This is a genomic window from Vibrio sp. SCSIO 43133 (assembly GCF_023716845.1).
Lineage (GTDB): Bacteria > Pseudomonadota > Gammaproteobacteria > Enterobacterales > Vibrionaceae > Vibrio > Vibrio mediterranei.
In genome coordinates, this window is sequence record NZ_CP068024.1 from 279,903 (window position 1) to 296,644 (window position 16,742).

At 44.7% G+C, this 16,742-nt stretch carries 14 protein-coding genes; 13 read left to right on the forward strand and 1 reads right to left on the reverse strand.

Annotated features, from left to right (window positions below; genetic code table 11):
• Window positions 1-294: 294 nt before the first annotated feature.
• The gene (gene queG / locus JKJ11_RS01420) at window positions 295-1,422 is read right to left on the reverse strand and encodes a tRNA epoxyqueuosine(34) reductase QueG (RefSeq protein ID WP_006075253.1); all 1,128 of its coding nucleotides are present in this window, start codon (window positions 1,420-1,422) and stop codon (window positions 295-297) included.
• Between the two features lie 247 nt (window positions 1,423-1,669).
• Here queG and tsaE point away from each other — a divergent pair, with 247 nt between their 5' ends.
• From tsaE to rlmB, 13 genes are all read left to right on the forward strand, one after another.
• Entirely contained in the window at window positions 1,670-2,134 is a 465-nt protein-coding gene (gene tsaE / locus JKJ11_RS01425; RefSeq protein ID WP_006075252.1) for a tRNA (adenosine(37)-N6)-threonylcarbamoyltransferase complex ATPase subunit type 1 TsaE, read from the forward strand.
• A 20-nt stretch (window positions 2,135-2,154) separates the two neighbouring features.
• Window positions 2,155-3,846 carry a LysM peptidoglycan-binding domain-containing protein gene (locus JKJ11_RS01430; protein ID WP_252039083.1) on the forward strand — a complete coding sequence of 564 codons (1,692 nt, stop codon included), beginning with the start codon at window positions 2,155-2,157 and terminating at the stop codon, window positions 3,844-3,846.
• Window positions 3,847-3,880: 34 nt separating this feature from the next.
• The gene (mutL, locus tag JKJ11_RS01435) at window positions 3,881-5,881 is read left to right on the forward strand and encodes a DNA mismatch repair endonuclease MutL (RefSeq protein WP_252038665.1); all 2,001 of its coding nucleotides are present in this window, start codon (window positions 3,881-3,883) and stop codon (window positions 5,879-5,881) included.
• Window positions 5,878-6,825 carry a tRNA (adenosine(37)-N6)-dimethylallyltransferase MiaA gene (gene miaA, locus JKJ11_RS01440; protein WP_006075249.1) on the forward strand — a complete coding sequence of 316 codons (948 nt, stop codon included), beginning with the start codon at window positions 5,878-5,880 and terminating at the stop codon, window positions 6,823-6,825. Before mutL ends, miaA begins: the two co-directional genes overlap by 4 nt.
• A 190-nt stretch (window positions 6,826-7,015) precedes the next feature.
• Window positions 7,016-7,279 carry an RNA chaperone Hfq gene (gene hfq, locus JKJ11_RS01445; protein WP_006075248.1) on the forward strand — a complete coding sequence of 88 codons (264 nt, stop codon included), beginning with the start codon at window positions 7,016-7,018 and terminating at the stop codon, window positions 7,277-7,279.
• Between the two features lie 44 nt (window positions 7,280-7,323).
• The gene (gene hflX / locus JKJ11_RS01450) at window positions 7,324-8,613 is read left to right on the forward strand and encodes a ribosome rescue GTPase HflX (protein WP_006075247.1); all 1,290 of its coding nucleotides are present in this window, start codon (window positions 7,324-7,326) and stop codon (window positions 8,611-8,613) included.
• A 45-nt stretch (window positions 8,614-8,658) separates the two neighbouring features.
• Window positions 8,659-9,861 carry an FtsH protease activity modulator HflK gene (hflK, locus tag JKJ11_RS01455; RefSeq protein WP_031493407.1) on the forward strand — a complete coding sequence of 401 codons (1,203 nt, stop codon included), beginning with the start codon at window positions 8,659-8,661 and terminating at the stop codon, window positions 9,859-9,861.
• Between the two features lie 2 nt (window positions 9,862-9,863).
• Entirely contained in the window at window positions 9,864-10,844 is a 981-nt protein-coding gene (hflC, locus tag JKJ11_RS01460) for a protease modulator HflC (RefSeq protein ID WP_006075245.1), read from the forward strand.
• A 59-nt stretch (window positions 10,845-10,903) separates the two neighbouring features.
• Window positions 10,904-11,092 (forward strand): DUF2065 domain-containing protein, encoded by a 189-nt coding sequence (locus tag JKJ11_RS01465; RefSeq protein WP_031493408.1) that lies wholly within the window; start codon window positions 10,904-10,906, stop codon window positions 11,090-11,092.
• Window positions 11,093-11,225: 133 nt separating this feature from the next.
• Window positions 11,226-12,542, forward strand: coding sequence for an adenylosuccinate synthase (locus JKJ11_RS01470; protein WP_006075243.1), 1,317 nt, complete (start codon window positions 11,226-11,228; stop codon window positions 12,540-12,542).
• A gap of 277 nt (window positions 12,543-12,819) precedes the next feature.
• Window positions 12,820-13,422, forward strand: a complete 603-nt coding sequence (motX, locus tag JKJ11_RS01475) for a flagellar protein MotX (RefSeq protein ID WP_503060907.1) — start codon at window positions 12,820-12,822, stop codon at window positions 13,420-13,422.
• 94 nt (window positions 13,423-13,516) lie between these two features.
• The gene (gene rnr / locus JKJ11_RS01480; protein ID WP_038224554.1) at window positions 13,517-15,988 is read left to right on the forward strand and encodes a ribonuclease R; all 2,472 of its coding nucleotides are present in this window, start codon (window positions 13,517-13,519) and stop codon (window positions 15,986-15,988) included.
• Between the two features lie 16 nt (window positions 15,989-16,004).
• Window positions 16,005-16,742: a 23S rRNA (guanosine(2251)-2'-O)-methyltransferase RlmB gene (gene rlmB, locus JKJ11_RS01485; RefSeq protein WP_006075240.1), complete on the forward strand. Its 738-nt coding sequence runs from the start codon at window positions 16,005-16,007 to the stop codon at window positions 16,740-16,742.

Sequence of the window (16,742 nt, forward strand, 5' to 3'; positions counted from 1 at the left end):
AGGTCCTTAAGGTAGGGGGCTTGAAGGATCTTTACACCGACATTGGTAATACTAAAGATTGATATTTGTTACTAAGTGATTGAAATTAAATAAAATAAGTGGCGTTCTGTTGTTTTTTTCTTGACAGCAAAATGATCAGCAAGTGACGTTTTTTTGATCCTAGTCATATATTGAAACTGTGTTTAACCTGATTTCTCAACGACTAACCGCTAATGAAAATGTAGTTTTTCCACAAATGTAGATTTGAGATATTAGTCAAGAAAATTAATTTGATTTTTCTACAACCATTGATGGCTATGCGTCTCGGGGTAACCCTTTTTTTACGATACGGATGAGACGTTGGTTTTTAGTATGAAGGCTGGTATCTAGATTCACAGGTAGCTGCCCGAGCTGTTTCTGCAAGGCCCATTCGATGTGTGGATCTAGAAGGTCGGATTGTCCCTCTATCTGTTCTAGCTGCTCGATATAAGTTTGAGAGAAAGGCGCATTCCCCATCGCGATGATGATATTTCGTTGCCATTGCTCGTGACCGATTCTTCGAATGGCTGAGCCTTCCATATTTTTAAGGAAAGTGGCTTCATCCCAGGAAAGCAAAATGTCGAGATTGGTATCGGCAAAACTATTGCGTCTTTGAAAGTCTTGTCGTTGGCTGAGCTCTGCATAACGATTCCAAGGACAAACCAGTTGGCAGTCATCGCACCCATAGATTCGGTTTCCCATCGCTTCGCGAAATTCTAGTGGAATGACCCCTTTGTATTCGATGGTGAGGTAGGAAATACAGCGGCGAGCATCAATAACGCCGTTTTCCAAAATCGCACCAGTAGGGCAGGATGTTACGCACGCTCGACACTTTCCACACTCGTTATTTACCGGGTTATCCGTAGGAAGAGGCAAGTCGATAAATAGTTCACCTAAAAAGAACCAAGAGCCAGCTTCTTTATCCAGTAATAATGAGTGTTTGCCTATCCACCCTAATCCGGCTTTTTCTGCTAGAGGGCGTTCTAAAACGGGGGCTGAATCGACAAATGGACGATAACCAAGCTCTGAGACTTCTTGTTCTATTTTTTGACCTAGTTTTTTGAGTAGATTACGAATCAGTTTGTGGTAATCACGTCCAAGAGCATACCGACTGATATAACCCGAGTGCTTATCTTCTAAATTGGATGCAAAATTCGCGTCTTCCGGAAGGTAATCCATTCTGACACTGATAATTCGACAGGTATTTGGATGTAGCTTATCTGGGTGAATTCTTAAATCTTGGTGTGTTTCCATCCAAGCCATATCACCATGATATCCAGCGGCCAACCAGTTTTTGAGAACAGTTTCTTGGTCTTGCAAATCGATATCACTAATACCGACCTTTTGAAAACCGAGCTCTTGTCCCCATTGTTTGATGTCACTGGCAAGCTTGTTTAAGTCCATCATGATTACTCAAATAGAAAAGGACGCGTATTCTATACTCAAAACCAATACTAACCCAAGTATGAGCACCAAAAAGTCCTTAATCTACTTTAGAACAAACTTTCATCGACTATTTTGTGTATGCACAGTAGGGATAACGATAAAATAATGGTAAATTTTCTGATTACTTACATAAGATCACTTGTCTACGAAAAGCGACACAGTTTACTATTTCGACTCTCAAAGGCACCACTCAGAGAAAAATGTGATGAGCACTAAAAAATTTACCTTAGCAGATGAATCCGCAACGATTTTAATTGGAACTAAACTGGCCAATCTCTGTTCAAAACAGACAACGATTTATTTGCATGGTGATCTTGGCGCTGGGAAGACCACATTCAGTCGTGGCTTTATTCAGAGTCTCGGACATAGGGGTAATGTAAAAAGCCCGACTTATACCTTGGTAGAGCCCTATCAGCTTGATGGTTGGAACGTATATCACTTCGACCTATATCGCTTAGCGGATCCTGAAGAACTTGAGTTCATGGGTATTCGTGATTACTTCTCGGATGATGCCATCTGTTTAGTGGAGTGGCCTGAAAAAGGAATTGGTGTCTTACCTGATGCCGATATTGATATCGAGATTAAGTATGTTGGCGAGGCAAGAGAGATTGCCTTCACCGCAAATAGCGATTATGGAAGAGAATTAATAAGTCAGTTGGAGTTAAATTGATCAGTCGTTTTCTTAGCAGCATGGTTAAAGTCATGCTGCCAATCTTGTTGATGTTTCCTACCGTTACTTTAGCCAATGCGTTAGAGGGTCTCCGCGTTTGGCCGTCACCAGACGAAACGCGTGTTGTTATCGACCTTAAGTCTGAAGCGGACTACAGTTATTTCTCACTATCGGGCCCAAGCCGAATTGTAGTGGATCTTAAAAACACAACCTTAAACACCAAGTTACCAATGAACGTAACCGATAGCCCGGTGCTGAGCAAAATTCGTAAAAGCTCACCCCCTAGCAAAGGGACCTATCGTTTGGTGTTCGAGTTAAAGAAGTCTTCAACGCCGCAAATATTTAAACTGAATCCAACACCGGGGGGGCAGTACGGACATCGTCTGGTTATCGACTTGCCTCACGGTAAAGCGAGTAACCAACCTAAAGCAACGGTACTAAGCAGTAAAACGGCAGTAAGTCGTGATGCTTCTCAGTTGAGAGGCACAGCAGATATTATCGTTGCAATTGATGCTGGCCATGGTGGTGAAGATCCGGGTTCGATTGGACCAACTAAGAAATACGAAAAACACGTGACCTTGAGCGTGTCGAAAAAACTGGCTGCACAGATCGATGCTATTCCGGGCATGAAGGCAGTATTGACTCGCCGTGGTGACTATTTTGTCAATCTTAATAAACGTTCTGAGATTGCACGTAAGAATAAAGCACACTTATTGGTTTCAATTCACGCCGATGCGTTTAGAACGCCACAACCTCGTGGTGCGTCAGTGTTTGTCCTGAATACTAGACGAGCGAACACCGAGATTGCGCGCTGGGTAGAGAATCACGAGCAGCAATCTGAATTATTGGGCGGTGCTGGTGAGGTGTTATCGAAGAACACCAACGATAGAAATGTCAGTCAAACGCTCTTAGATTTGCAATTTAGTCACTCTCAAAAAGAGGGCTACAAAGTCGCAACTAAGATTTTAAAAGAGATGGGTAAAGTTGCGCATCTTCATAAGAAAGAGCCTGTTAATGCGAGCCTAGCGGTGTTGAAATCACCGGATATTCCTTCGGTTCTGGTTGAAACTGGCTTTATTTCCAACCCAACAGAAGAGCGCTTGCTGACGACTCGTAGTCACCAAGATAAATTGGCGCGTGCCTTAGCCAAAGCGATCGTCCAGTATTTTGAAGCGAATCCGCCGGAAGGGACTTTGTTTGCCAATCGCGGCCAGCAGAAAAAACATACCGTGAAGCGTGGTGAATCCTTATCTGTGATTGCTCAAAATTATGGGACGTCGGTCTCGGCTATTAAGAGTGCCAATAACCTGAAGAGTACTTCGCTGGCGGTAGGACAAACTTTGGTGATTCCTGGGAGCAGCGCACCAGTGAAGGTCAGCAGCAAGGTAAATACGGTTGAAACTAAAACGGTAACCCATACTGTGGCCAAAGGTGACTACTTGGGTAAGATTGCCAACAAATACAAAGTCTCCGTTGCGGATATTAAACGTGAGAACAACCTCAAATCTGATGTATTGAAACTGGGGCAGAAACTCAAAATCACAGTCAGTTTAAAAGACCTACCTCTTCGTAAGCACAAAGTGCAGCGAGGGGAGTTCTTAGGCAAGATCGCATCTAAGTATGGTGTGACCGTTCAAAGTATACGAGATGCGAACAAGCTACGTTCAGACTCATTGGCTGTAGGCCAAGTCTTGTTGATACCTAATAAGTAAACAAGAATGATGTAGCTCATTTTGGAGAAGATAAGTGACGATTAAGATACTCCCCGCTCGACTGGCTAACCAAATTGCCGCGGGTGAAGTGGTGGAACGACCAGCTTCGGTAGTAAAGGAGTTAGTCGAAAATAGTCTTGATTCTGGTGCGACTCGTATCGATATTGATATCGAAAAAGGTGGTGCCAAACTTATCCGCGTTCGTGATAACGGCAAAGGGATTGCTAAAGATGAGTTGCAACTGGCACTTAGTCGTCACGCGACGTCGAAGATTCATACCTTGGATGATCTTGAAGCCATTATGAGCCTAGGCTTTCGCGGTGAAGCATTAGCAAGTATAAGCTCTGTGGCTCGATTGACACTGACCTCTCGTCCAGCCACGCAAGAACAAGCTTGGAGTGCATATGCCGAAGGGCGTGACATGGCAGTGAAGCTTAAACCTGCTGCACACCCCATTGGTACTACACTTGAAGTCCTTGACCTATTTTTCAACACACCAGCAAGACGCAAGTTTTTACGTACTGAGAAAACGGAATTCACTCATATTGATGAGTTATTAAAACGGATCGCCTTGAGCCGTTTTGACGTCTCGATCAACCTGAAGCACAACGGTAAGTTAGTAAGGCAGTACCGTGCTGCAAAGACCGATGCGCAAACAGAGAAGCGAATAGCAGCCGTGTGTGGAGCGCCATTTGTGCGCAATATGCTTAAGATTGAGTTGCAGCATAATGATTTGAAATTACATGGCTGGATTACCACCCCGGAAGGTGCCAGAGCTCAAAGTGATCTGCAATATTGCTATGTGAATGGTCGTATGATGAAAGACAAACTCATCAATCATGCGATTCGTCAAAGCTACGAAAACAGTCTAGCCCCAGAGCAGTTTGCTGCTTATATCTTGTTTATTGATATCGACCCTCATCAAGTGGATGTGAATGTGCATCCTGCAAAACATGAAGTTCGCTTTCATCAAGCTCGTCTGGTTCACGACTTTATATACCAAGCTCTGAGTGATGCTTTGGTTCAGGCTAAGTCTATTGACGCTCAGCCAGTTTCTCCAGCAGCTTTTAGCACATCGGCTAACAGTCAAAATGAAACAAAAGTCACCGAACACCGAGAGCCGGAGCAAACATCGAGAATTGATGTCGACGATGCTACGCTGAGCGCTGTGGAAAGCATACCTGCTTATCCTGGTAGAGCGGATTATCAAAGACGCGATAGTCAATCAGAGTATGCTGTGCAAAGTACTTCGGTAGGTCATGAAATTGCAGAGCATTCTCCTCGCAGCGACTGGGTATCTGAGAGTGGTGCGAAGACTTCTAGCAATAAGAGTTCGGCTCGTGTCATAGAAAAAGCGCCAACGGCCGACGAAGTTCGAGTCTATCAGGAGTTGATGCAAACGCCCGATATTGAAACTAACGTCCATCAGTTGCCTGAACCTGAAATGCAAAAGCCAAACCAGATAGACGTGAATATTGAGCGAATTGGTAAGGCCATTGCCATTGTCGAACAATGTTATGTGCTGGTGAAGGCGGAGCCCATTTGCGCGGTGGTGTCTTTGCGCCGGGCTGAGTTTTACAAACTGTTCGCTCAATTGAGCCCAAAAACAAGTGCGTTGACCATGCAGCCACTGTTGGTGCCACTCTCATTGAAAGTCAATGAAGGGCAATTAAAGGCGGTTGAGACTCATGAGCAGCTTATGTTGAACTTTGGAATCGATATTAAGGTACGCAATAAACAAACTGCAATGGTGATGGGGGTACCTTCACCATTAAGGCAGCAAAATTTGCAATTGTTAATTGATGAAATGCTGTCATACTTGGCAACCCTTGAGCAGCATGATCAAACCACCAGTCAGTTAAGCCTTTGGTTAGCGAAAAAAGTGCTGCAAGTGAAAAGTAGCTACACTTTATCTGAATCCGTTCAGTTGCTTGGCAACCTTGAACAGCTCTACGAAGGTCAGCTACCGTTAAGCGACCCTAAATTTGTTCGACCTGTCGATTTTACGGCCACAATTGCAGCATTTTCATCATGAATCAAAAATTACCACTCGTTTTGTTTTTAATGGGTCCAACCGCATCCGGTAAGACCGACTTAGCCATTCGTCTTCGTCAGCAATACCCTGTGGAGATCATCAGTGTTGATTCAGCCTTAATATACAAGGGCATGGATATTGGTACCGCAAAGCCAGATGCCGATGAGCTTGCACTAGCGCCACATCGCTTAATCGATATTTTGGATCCAGCAGAGGCGTATTCTGCGGCGGATTTTAGACGCGATGCTTTGAACGAAATTGCCAAAATTCACGCTGAAGGTAAGATCCCGCTGCTGGTTGGTGGCACAATGCTGTACTTTAAAGCACTATTACAAGGCCTATCGCCGTTACCTGCAGCGAACCCGGAAATCCGCAAACAGATCGAGCAAGAAGCCACAGAAAAAGGGTGGCAAGCACTTCATAATGAACTTCGAGCGATAGATCCTGTCTCAGCAGAGAGGATACATCCAAATGATCCTCAGCGACTATCACGTGCGCTTGAAGTGTATCGTATCTCTGGTAAGTCATTGACAGAATTGACTGAAACCAAAGGCGAGCCTCTACCATTTCGTGTTAAACAATTTGCGGTAGCGCCCAAAGATCGTGCTTTGTTACATAAACGAATTGAATTGCGCTTTGAGAAAATGATACAAGCAGGCTTTGAAGATGAAGTCAAAGCGTTATATGCTCGTGAAGATCTTCACCCAGATCTGCCGTCTATTCGTTGTGTCGGATATCGTCAGATGTGGGAATATTTGGACGGAGAGAGCACTTTAGATGACGCGATCTTTCGCGGGATCTGTGCGACTCGCCAATTGGCCAAGCGTCAAATCACCTGGTTAAGGAGTTGGGATGATTTGGTTTGGTTAGACAGCGAACATGTTGAGGATTCAATGAAAACTCTCACAGATGCCATAGCATCTGATGGCATTAACTGTGTATAATGTGGTCGCTTTTGCGTATTTGTACCCAAAAAGGAACTGAGTTTTGTTTTCAAAGGCAATAGTTGTTCTATGATTATAAAACTAAGGGGTATTTCATTGGTTTAGCTCAGATGCAAAGGCAGCACCTAACATTGCAGTGCACCAATAGCTAAATAATTAAAACTACAATATTAATATAAGGAAAATAAAAATGGCTAAGGGGCAATCTCTTCAAGACCCATTCCTAAATGCACTACGTCGCGAGCGTATTCCAGTATCAATCTACCTTGTAAACGGGATCAAGCTACAAGGTCAAATTGAGTCTTTCGATCAGTTTGTGATCCTTTTGAAAAACACCGTTAATCAAATGGTTTATAAGCATGCGATTTCTACGGTTGTTCCAGCTCGTGCGGTTAGCCATCATAGTGGTGAGCGTCCAGCTGGTGATCGTCAACAAGAGAAATCTGACGATTAATACCGAATTTAATAAAACAAAACAATTAAATAGGAGTTGGTAGCTTGTTTGACCGTTATGAATCGGGGGAGCAAGCTGTACTTGTTCATATCAACTTCACGCAAGAAGGTGAGTGGGAAGATCTTAGCGAATTTGAGATGCTTGTATCTTCTGCAGGCGTTAATGCGTTACAGGTAGTAACCGGAAGCCGGCAGTCCCCTCACCCGAAATACTATGTTGGAGAAGGTAAAGCTCAGGAGATTGCGCAGACTGTGCAGTTAACTGGTGCTGACATTGTGATTTTTAATCACGCCCTTTCTCCTGCCCAAGAGCGTAATTTAGAAAGTCTGTGTAAATGTCGAGTCTTGGATCGCACTGGTCTGATCCTCGACATTTTTGCTCAGCGAGCACGTACCCACGAAGGTAAGTTGCAAGTTGAACTAGCACAGTTGCGTCATATATCGACTCGATTGATTCGAGGTTGGACGCACCTTGAAAGGCAAAAAGGTGGTATTGGTTTACGTGGTCCCGGCGAAACTCAGTTAGAGACCGACCGTCGACTTCTGCGTGATCGAATTAAAGCGATTTTGCGTCGTCTAGAAAAAGTCGCAAAACAGCGTGAACAAGGCAGACGAGCCCGAAACAGAGCTGAAATCCCAACGATTTCCCTAGTAGGTTATACCAACGCGGGCAAATCAACACTGTTTAACCGTATTACTGAAGCAGGGGTGTATGCTGCTGACCAGTTATTCGCAACACTCGACCCCACTTTAAGAAAAATACAATTAGCGGACGTCGGTCCGGCTATCCTTGCGGATACGGTAGGATTTATCCGTCATCTACCGCATGATTTAGTCGCGGCATTTAAGGCAACACTGCAAGAAACGCAGGAAGCTGACATTTTGTTACATGTTGTCGATGCCAGTGATGACCGATTTCGTGAGAATATTCAAGCTGTTCATGACGTGCTAGAAGAGATAGATGCACATGAAGTGCCTTCTCTCGTTGTGATGAATAAAATAGATAATCTAGATGGCCAACGTCCACGTATAGAACGTAATGACGAAGGAATTCCGAGAGCCGTTTGGGTTTCTGCCATGGAAGGGCAAGGAATCGAACTGTTGTTCGAAGCGCTAACAGAGCGCTTAGCGAGCCAAATGGTTCAATATCAATTGCGAATTCCGCCGCAGTTTCAAGGGCGATTTCGTAGTACATTTTTCCAGATGAATTGTATTCAACGTGAAGAATACGACGAAGAAGGTAACTTGTTGATTGATATTCGGATGCAACAAGTAGATTGGTCTAGACTTGAAAAAAGAGAAGGGGCAGTTTTGAGTGACTTTATAGTTACTTAAAGGACTGCTACAGTATAACGTCATACTAAATGATGGAGCTTCCTAATGGCGTGGAATGAGCCTGGTAATAACAATGGAAACAACGGCCGCGATAAAGACCCATGGGGTAATAACAATCGTGGTGACCGGAACTCCGGTGGTCGTGATCAAGGACCGCCTGATTTAGATGAAGTCTTTAATAAGCTGAGTCAGAAAATCGGTGGTAAGTTTGGTAAACGTGGTGGTAATGGTGGCCCATCAATTGGCGGTGGTGGTAGTGCAATAGGCTTTGGCGTCATTGCATTAATCGCAGTCGCTATTTGGTTCTTTTCTGGCTTCTATACCATTAGTGAAGGTGAGCGAGGTGTCGTTCTCCGTCTCGGTAAATTCGATCGAATCGTCGACCCAGGTCTGAACTGGCGTCCTCGCTTTATCGACGAATACCAACCTGTTAACGTGCAAGCAATTCGCTCGCTTCGTGCATCAGGTACCATGCTGACAAAAGACGAAAACGTAGTTTCAGTTTCAATGGACGTACAGTACCGCGTCTCTGATCCATACAAGTATCTGTTTGTTGTCACTAACGCTGATGACAGCTTAAGCCAAGCAACTGACTCGGCTCTACGTGCAGTAATCGGTGATTCACTGATGGATAGTATCCTGACCAGTGGTCGTCAACAGATTCGTCAAAGCACTCAAGAAACGCTGAATGAGATCATTGATAACTACGATATGGGTCTGTCCATCGTTGACGTCAACTTCCAGTCAGCTCGTCCACCAGAGCAAGTTAAAGATGCATTTGATGATGCGATCGCTGCTCGAGAGGATGAAGAGCGTTTCATTCGAGAAGCAGAAGCGTACAAAAACGAGATTATTCCTAAAGCGACAGGTCGTTCTGAGCGTTTGAAGAAAGAAGCTCAAGGTTATTCCGAGAGAATAACCAACGAAGCGCTAGGTCAAGTTGCTCAGTTTGAAAAACTACTCCCAGAATATCAAGCGGCGCCTGAGGTTACTCGTAACCGTCTGTACCTAGATACGATGGAAGAAGTGTACTCAAATACATCTAAGGTTCTTATTGACTCTGAATCAAGTGGTAACCTGTTGTACTTGCCTATCGATAAGCTAGCAGGTCAAGAAGGTACATCTAAGTCACGTAAGCCAAAGGAAACATCGGCTTATGAACAGATTCAATTGGATCCGTCGTCCAGCGATACTTCTTCAAGCAACAATACGTCTCGCAATAACTCGACGCGTCAAGGGAGATACTAATAATGCGTAAATTGATGATACCAGTATTAGTCGTTGCCTTAGCATTGATGCTGATGTCTTTGTTCGTCATCCCTGAAGGTGAGCGTGGCATCGTAATTCGATTTGGTCGTGTTCTTACCGATGACAACCAAGTATCTCGCATCTACGAACCTGGTTTGCATTTCAAAATGCCACTGTTCGATCGAGTGAAAACATTGGACGCACGTATCCAGACAATGGATGGCCGCGGTGACCGTTTCGTAACGTCAGAGAAAAAAGACGTCATCATCAACACTTATGTTAAGTGGAAGATTGAAGATTTCCGTCAATACTATCTGGCAACGGGTGGCGGTAATGCTCTTACTGCGCAAGCGCTTTTAGAACGTAAGGTTACCGATGTGCTTCGTTCTGAAATCGGTGCTCGTGAGATCAAACAGATTGTGTCTGGTCCTCGTAACAACGATGTACTTCCTGAAAGTGCAGACAGTGAAGAAGTCACCACTGAAGCGGCTAAGCAAGCTCTAGAGATTGATGGCGAACGCGATAAGATCATGAGCAACGTGCTTCGCGACACCCGTGAAAGCGCGATGAAAGATTTAGGTGTTCGTGTTGTTGACTTCCGTATGAAGAAAATCAACCTTCCTGATGAAATCAGTGAATCGATTTATCGTCGTATGCGTGCTGAGCGTGAGTCAGTAGCTCGTAAGCACCGTTCTCAAGGTCGTGAGAAAGCAGAAGTTATTCGTGCTCAAGCTGAGCTAGAAGTGGCAACACTATTGGCTGAAGCAGACAAAACAGCTCGTGTAACTCGAGGTGGTGCAGACGCAAAAGCAGCAGCTATCTACTCTTCGGCGTATAACAAAGACCCAGAGTTCTTTAGCTTCCTACGTTCACTATCGGCGTATAAGACGTCATTCTCGGACAAGAGCGATATCTTAGTTCTTGATCCTAAGAGTGAGTTCTTCCGTTACATGAACGATATGAACGGCGCTCCAGTTAAATAATCTTAAGCTATACCGTAATAGGGCTCCTCAAGGGAGCCCTATTTTTTGGGAGAAAAACAATGTCACAGTCGTTATGGATTGCCTTGGGTTTAGTGTTAGTTGTCGAAGGGTTAGGGCCCTTATTTGCCCCGCGAGGTTGGCGAAACATGGTTTCTCAATTAGCTCAGCAGCCTGATGAGTATTTAAGAAGAATCGGCGGCTGTCTTGTTGTGGCAGGTGCTGTAATTACCTTCATGATGCTAAACTAGCCACAATATCGTTTTTTTATTAGCCAGCATCAGTCACTTACCACAAAGCGGGATTCTAATGCTTAAAAAATGACTGCAAATTTGTGATTTCGATGCTAGAATCCTTTTTTAACTAGCAATCAGATTTGGAAAGATGGGTAATAACGTAGTCGTTCTGGGCACCCAATGGGGTGACGAAGGTAAAGGTAAAATCGTAGACCTTTTAACTGAAGATGCAAAGTACGTGGTTCGCTACCAAGGCGGTCACAATGCAGGTCACACTCTAGTCATTAACGGTGAAAAAACCGTTCTTCATTTGATTCCATCAGGCATTCTTCGCGATAACATTAAGTGTGTTATTGGTAATGGTGTTGTTCTTTCACCAGAAGCACTTCTTAAAGAAATGAAGCCTCTAGAAGAGCGTGGTATTCCGGTTCGCGAGCGTCTTTTCGTTTCTGAAGCTTGTCCTCTAATTCTTCCTTACCACATTGCTATTGACCAAGCGCGTGAAATCGCTCGTGGTAATAAAGCAATTGGTACAACTGGTCGTGGTATCGGTCCAGCATACGAAGACAAAGTTGCACGTCGCGGTCTACGCGTTGGTGATCTTTTCGATAAAGAAGTCTTCGCTGAGAAGCTAAAAGAAGTCATGGAGTTCCACAACTTCCAACTAGAGCACTTCTACAAAGCAGACACAGTAAGCTATGACGAAGTTCTAGAACAATGCATGGGTTATGCAGACCTTCTAACTTCAATGGTTATTGATGTAACTGATGAACTTGATGCAGCGCGTAAGCGTGGTGACAAGATCATGTTCGAAGGTGCTCAAGGTACGCTTCTAGATATCGACCACGGTACATACCCTTATGTAACGTCTTCAAACACTACCGCTGGCGGCGTTGCTGCAGGTTCAGGTTTTGGTCCTCGTCATATCGGTTACATTCTAGGTATTACTAAAGCTTACTGTACTCGTGTTGGTTCTGGTCCATTCCCAACAGAGCTTTACGATGGCCTAGATAAGCAAGACCCAGTAGGTAAACACCTTGGTGATGTTGGTCACGAGTTCGGTGCTACAACAGGTCGTCTACGTCGTACTGGTTGGTTTGATGCAGTAGCAATGCGTCGAGCAGTACAAATCAACTCTATCTCAGGTTTCTGTCTAACTAAACTAGACGTGCTTGACGGTCTAGAAGAGCTGAAAATCTGTACTGGTTACAAGATGAAAGATGGCTCTATCTTGGAAGTTTCTCCAATGGCTGCTGAAGCTTTTGAAGAAGCAACACCAATTTACGAAACTATGCCTGGTTGGTCTGAAACAACATTTGGTGCAACGTCTATCGAGCAACTTCCTCAAGCCGCTCTAGACTACATCAAGCGTATTGAAGAACTGACAGGCGTACCAGTAGATATTATCTCTACAGGACCAGATCGTAACGAAACGATCATTAAGGTTCAGCCATTCGAGGCTTAATCGATTGAAAGTTCCAAAAAGCCAGCATTTACGCTGGCTTTTTTATTGGTGATGAACATTGAGCAAATGTGATCTTGTGCCAAGGTTTTGACGCCTTTGAGCTTCAGTTATTTAAAAGTGGCAATATATTGCCACTTTTCCTATTTTTTCTCTAAAGCGAGGTGAGTAACTGCCGATAAAAGTTAAACCATCCATAAGCTTTGGTTAGCTTTGGTACTTGCGTATGAGGAGTAGTTACACAGTGATTAAGCGACACAAACTAGCAGCACTTGTTTGCATGGCGCTACTTGGCTCTGTAAAAACACTTCACGCCAAAGAAGTGGGGGCTCCGATCCCTATCTATTCTGAAGATGAACTGATTGGTTTAATTGAAGAAAATCGACATCTAGCTCGAGTCAAAGCAGATAACTGTCAGTTGGTTGAAGATATTATGGCGCGCGCGACCCGCATCAACTTACCTTCCTATGAATTTCTTTATGGCGATATGCTCGCTTGGGGTGTTTGTGTGCCCCAAGATGTTGAGTTGGGTCTGTACTACATGGAAAATGCAGCCCATCAAGGGTTACCGGTAGCGCTTGAACAGCTAGGTCGTTATTACTCTCGTGGTACTTTTGTGCAGCAGGATAAAGAGCGAGCCATTCCCTATTTTAGAGAAGCGGCGTCAATGGGCAATATTGATGCGAGGATTCAACTTGCAGAATTGTTGCTTCGAGATTTTGGTAGCCCTCTGGACTACGAAGATGCATATCGTTGGCTCTACAACTCGGTGACTTCCGATAGTCGTAAGCATAAACGTATCTCTATGTTAAGACGTGGCTTAGAGCAACGTATGCCTGAAAACATTATCGCAAGGGCAAAGCGTCGAACGACGTTCTGGTAATCTTTCAGCAATACGAGAAATTCAAAGCATTTCTGTAGCTTATCTGCTCTGTCAGTTATAATCGACGTATCCCTCCTAAAATATAGGTCAGACTATGTCGAACAAGCCTAGCGATATCAAAGTAGACGACCCTTTTGCAGAAAGAGAGTCCCAAAACTACGACAACCCAATTCCAAGCCGAGAATTCATCACCGATTTCTTAGAAAGCGTCAATGTACCAATGAACAGAAATGATCTGTTTGAAGCATTAGGGCTTGAAGGCGAAGAGCATTATGAAGGGCTGCGTCGTCGTTTACGTGCTATGGAGCGTGATGGCCAGTTGGTCTTCACTCGACGCCAGTGTTATGCCTTACCAGATAAATTAGAAATGATTAAAGGCTATGTCATAGGTCATAAAGATGGACATGGCTGGGTGAGACCTGAAGGAAGCATGAATAAGGACAATGATGTTCTGCTTCCTCATCACCAAATGCGTACACTATTGCATGGCGATTTTGTATTAGTACAGCCATCTGGCACCGATAAACGTGGTCGAAAGGAAGGGCGACTCGTACGTGTGTTGGAAGAGCGCAAGACGCAAGTCGTAGGCCGATTTTTCCTGGAATACGGTTACGCCTATGTCGTTGCTGATGATTCTCGTATTAGCCAAGATATCCTAATCCCGAACGAACACCGAGGCGGTGCCCGAATGGGCAATGTTGTTGTGGTTGAAGTGACTGACCGTGGCAGCCGATCTCGTGGAATGATGGGGCAAGTAGTTGAAGTGCTCGGCGAGAACATGGCGCCTGGCATGGAAACCCAAATAGCAATTCGCACTCATCAAATTCCTCATGAGTGGCCAGCTGAAGTTGAAAAGCAAGTTCAGCAATTTGGCGAATTTGTACCTGAAGAGGCTAAAAAGGGCCGCGTCGATCTACGCGAGTTGCCTCTTGTCACGATTGATGGTGAAGATGCTCGTGACTTTGATGATGCCGTCTACTGTGAACGTAAAAAAAGTGGTGGTTGGCGCTTATGGGTTGCGATCGCAGATGTCAGCTATTATGTTCGTCCGGATTCCCCTCTAGATAAAGAAGCCATCGTACGTGGTAACTCTGTTTATTTCCCATCTCAGGTGGTTCCTATGTTACCTGAGGTATTGTCGAACGGATTGTGTTCGCTTAACCCTCAAGTAGACCGTTTATGTATGGTGTGCGAAATGACCATTTCGGAAACGGGCAAACTTTCAGGTTATAAGCATTACGAAGCCGTGATGAATTCCCATGCTCGTCTGACCTATAACAAAGTGAGTGATATTTTAGAGGGTAACGAAGAGTTACGTGAACGCTATAGTGCGTTAGTGCCGCACTTGCATGAGCTCCACAATATGTATCAAGTGCTGAAAGAAGCACGTGACTATCGTGGTGCAATTGAGTTCGAAACAGTAGAAACCAAGTTTATCTTCAATGCAGAGCGTAAAATTGACCGCATCGAACCTGTGATTCGCAATGATGCCCATAAGATCATCGAAGAATGTATGATATTGGCAAATATTGCTTCCGCTTCTCTGGTTGAGAAAGCCAAAGAGCCGGCCCTGTATCGTATTCACGAGACTCCGGGAGAGGAAAGGCTGCAAGGCTTTAGAGATTTCTTGGGAGAGCTTGGCTTAGATTTATCTGGTGGTTTAGACCCGTCACCAACGGATTACGCTGAGCTGATTCGAAAAATCCAGCAGCGCCAAGACAAAGAGTTGATCCAGACCATGCTATTACGCTCAATGAAGCAAGCGGTGTATAACGCAGATAATGCAGGTCACTTTGGGTTAGCGCTCAAACGCTATGCGCACTTTACTTCTCCAATCCGTCGTTATCCAGACTTGTTGCTGCATCGAGCTATTAAGTATCTAATTGCTAAGCAAGAAGGTCGCAACACCGATCGATGGACACCAACCGGTGGCTACCATTATTCCTTCGATGATATGGACTTCTATGGTGAGCAATGTTCGATGACAGAGCGCCGAGCGGATGATGCGACACGTGATGTGGCAGATTGGCTCAAGTGTGAGTACATGCAAGACCATGTTGGCGAAGTTCTTGATGGTGTTATTGCGAATGTCACCGGTTTTGGGTTCTTTGTACGTTTAACGGAATTGCACATTGATGGTTTGGTACATATTTCCTCACTCGCTAATGACTACTATCAGTTTGATCCAATAGGTCAAAGACTTATCGGTGAAAGCTTTGGTGCGATTTATCGATTAGGTGATGCGGTAAAAGTAAAAGTGCTGGCGGTTAACCTTGATGAGAAGAAAATAGACTTTGAATTAGAGGAAACAAGTCGTAAGCTACGCGGCAAAGGAAAAACGGCTAAAAAACGTGTTGCTGAAGCTGAGAAGAAAAAAGCGAAGGCAAAACAACGTGTCGCAGAAGTAAGAGGTAAGCGAGGCGCAAAGGCTAAGCCTCTTGTCGAAGCAACGAAAAGGCCTGACGGACAAGAAGACGTATTGCCGCATAAGCGCAAAAAGTCCAAAGCCGAAAAAGCTCGCAAGAACAAAGCGCGCAGTAAAGCGGGTCGAGCGAAGAAAAAATAGAATTCAAGGTTAAACCATGAGTAACGAATTTATCTACGGCATTCATGCTGTGAAAGCTGTATTGGAAAGAGATCCAGTACGTTTTATAGAAGCGTACGTATTAAAGGGGCGTCAAGATGAGCGCTTGATGCCAGTGCTGAATGAATTGACTCAAATTGGTGTGTCGATTCAGCAAATGAACCGTAAGACGCTTGATGACAAAGCACGTGGTGCCAATCATCAGGGAATCATTGCGAAAGTAAAACCAGCTAAGCAGCTCAATGAGAATGATCTAGACAGTATTCTAAGCCAGCATGCTCAGCCACTATTGCTAATTCTTGATGGTGTGACTGACCCTCATAATTTGGGTGCTTGTTTACGTAATGCCGATGCGGCAGGTGTTGCTGCTGTTATTGTGCCGAAAGATCGCTCTGCGCCGTTAACGGCCACTGTCAGTAAAGTGGCCTGTGGTGCCGCCGAGACCGTTCCTTTGGTTCGCGTAACTAACCTCGCTCGTACAATGCGATCATTGCAAGAGCAAGGAATCTGGATTGCAGGGACTGCTGGGGAAGCGACTCACGATATCTACCAAGCGAAACTTGATGGACCTTTAGCGATTGTTATGGGTGCGGAAGGTGACGGTATGCGCCGTTTAACTCGTGAGACGTGTGACGATCTGATTAAAATTCCAATGGCGGGCTCGGTATCAAGTTTGAACGTTTCGGTAGCATCGGGGATTTGTTTATTTGAAGCGGTACGCCAACGCGCGCTTTAG

Excerpts from the sequence above, each read along its gene's own strand:
- JKJ11_RS01470 (WP_006075243.1), top strand. The coding sequence starts at position 11,226 with ATGGGTAATAACGTAGTCGTTCTGGGCACCCAATGGGGTGACGAAGGT.
- tsaE (WP_006075252.1), top strand. The coding sequence starts at position 1,670 with ATGAGCACTAAAAAATTTACCTTAGCAGATGAATCCGCAACGATTTTA.
- rlmB (WP_006075240.1), top strand. The coding sequence starts at position 16,005 with ATGAGTAACGAATTTATCTACGGCATTCATGCTGTGAAAGCTGTATTG.
- motX (WP_503060907.1), top strand. The coding sequence starts at position 12,820 with ATGGCGCTACTTGGCTCTGTAAAAACACTTCACGCCAAAGAAGTGGGG.
- hflC (WP_006075245.1), top strand. The coding sequence starts at position 9,864 with ATGCGTAAATTGATGATACCAGTATTAGTCGTTGCCTTAGCATTGATG.
- JKJ11_RS01465 (WP_031493408.1), top strand. The coding sequence starts at position 10,904 with ATGTCACAGTCGTTATGGATTGCCTTGGGTTTAGTGTTAGTTGTCGAA.
- rnr (WP_038224554.1), top strand. The coding sequence starts at position 13,517 with ATGTCGAACAAGCCTAGCGATATCAAAGTAGACGACCCTTTTGCAGAA.
- queG (WP_006075253.1), bottom strand. The coding sequence starts at position 1,422 with ATGGACTTAAACAAGCTTGCCAGTGACATCAAACAATGGGGACAAGAG.
- hflK (WP_031493407.1), top strand. The coding sequence starts at position 8,659 with ATGGCGTGGAATGAGCCTGGTAATAACAATGGAAACAACGGCCGCGAT.
- hfq (WP_006075248.1), top strand. The coding sequence starts at position 7,016 with ATGGCTAAGGGGCAATCTCTTCAAGACCCATTCCTAAATGCACTACGT.
- miaA (WP_006075249.1), top strand. The coding sequence starts at position 5,878 with ATGAATCAAAAATTACCACTCGTTTTGTTTTTAATGGGTCCAACCGCA.
- JKJ11_RS01430 (WP_252039083.1), top strand. The coding sequence starts at position 2,155 with ATGGTTAAAGTCATGCTGCCAATCTTGTTGATGTTTCCTACCGTTACT.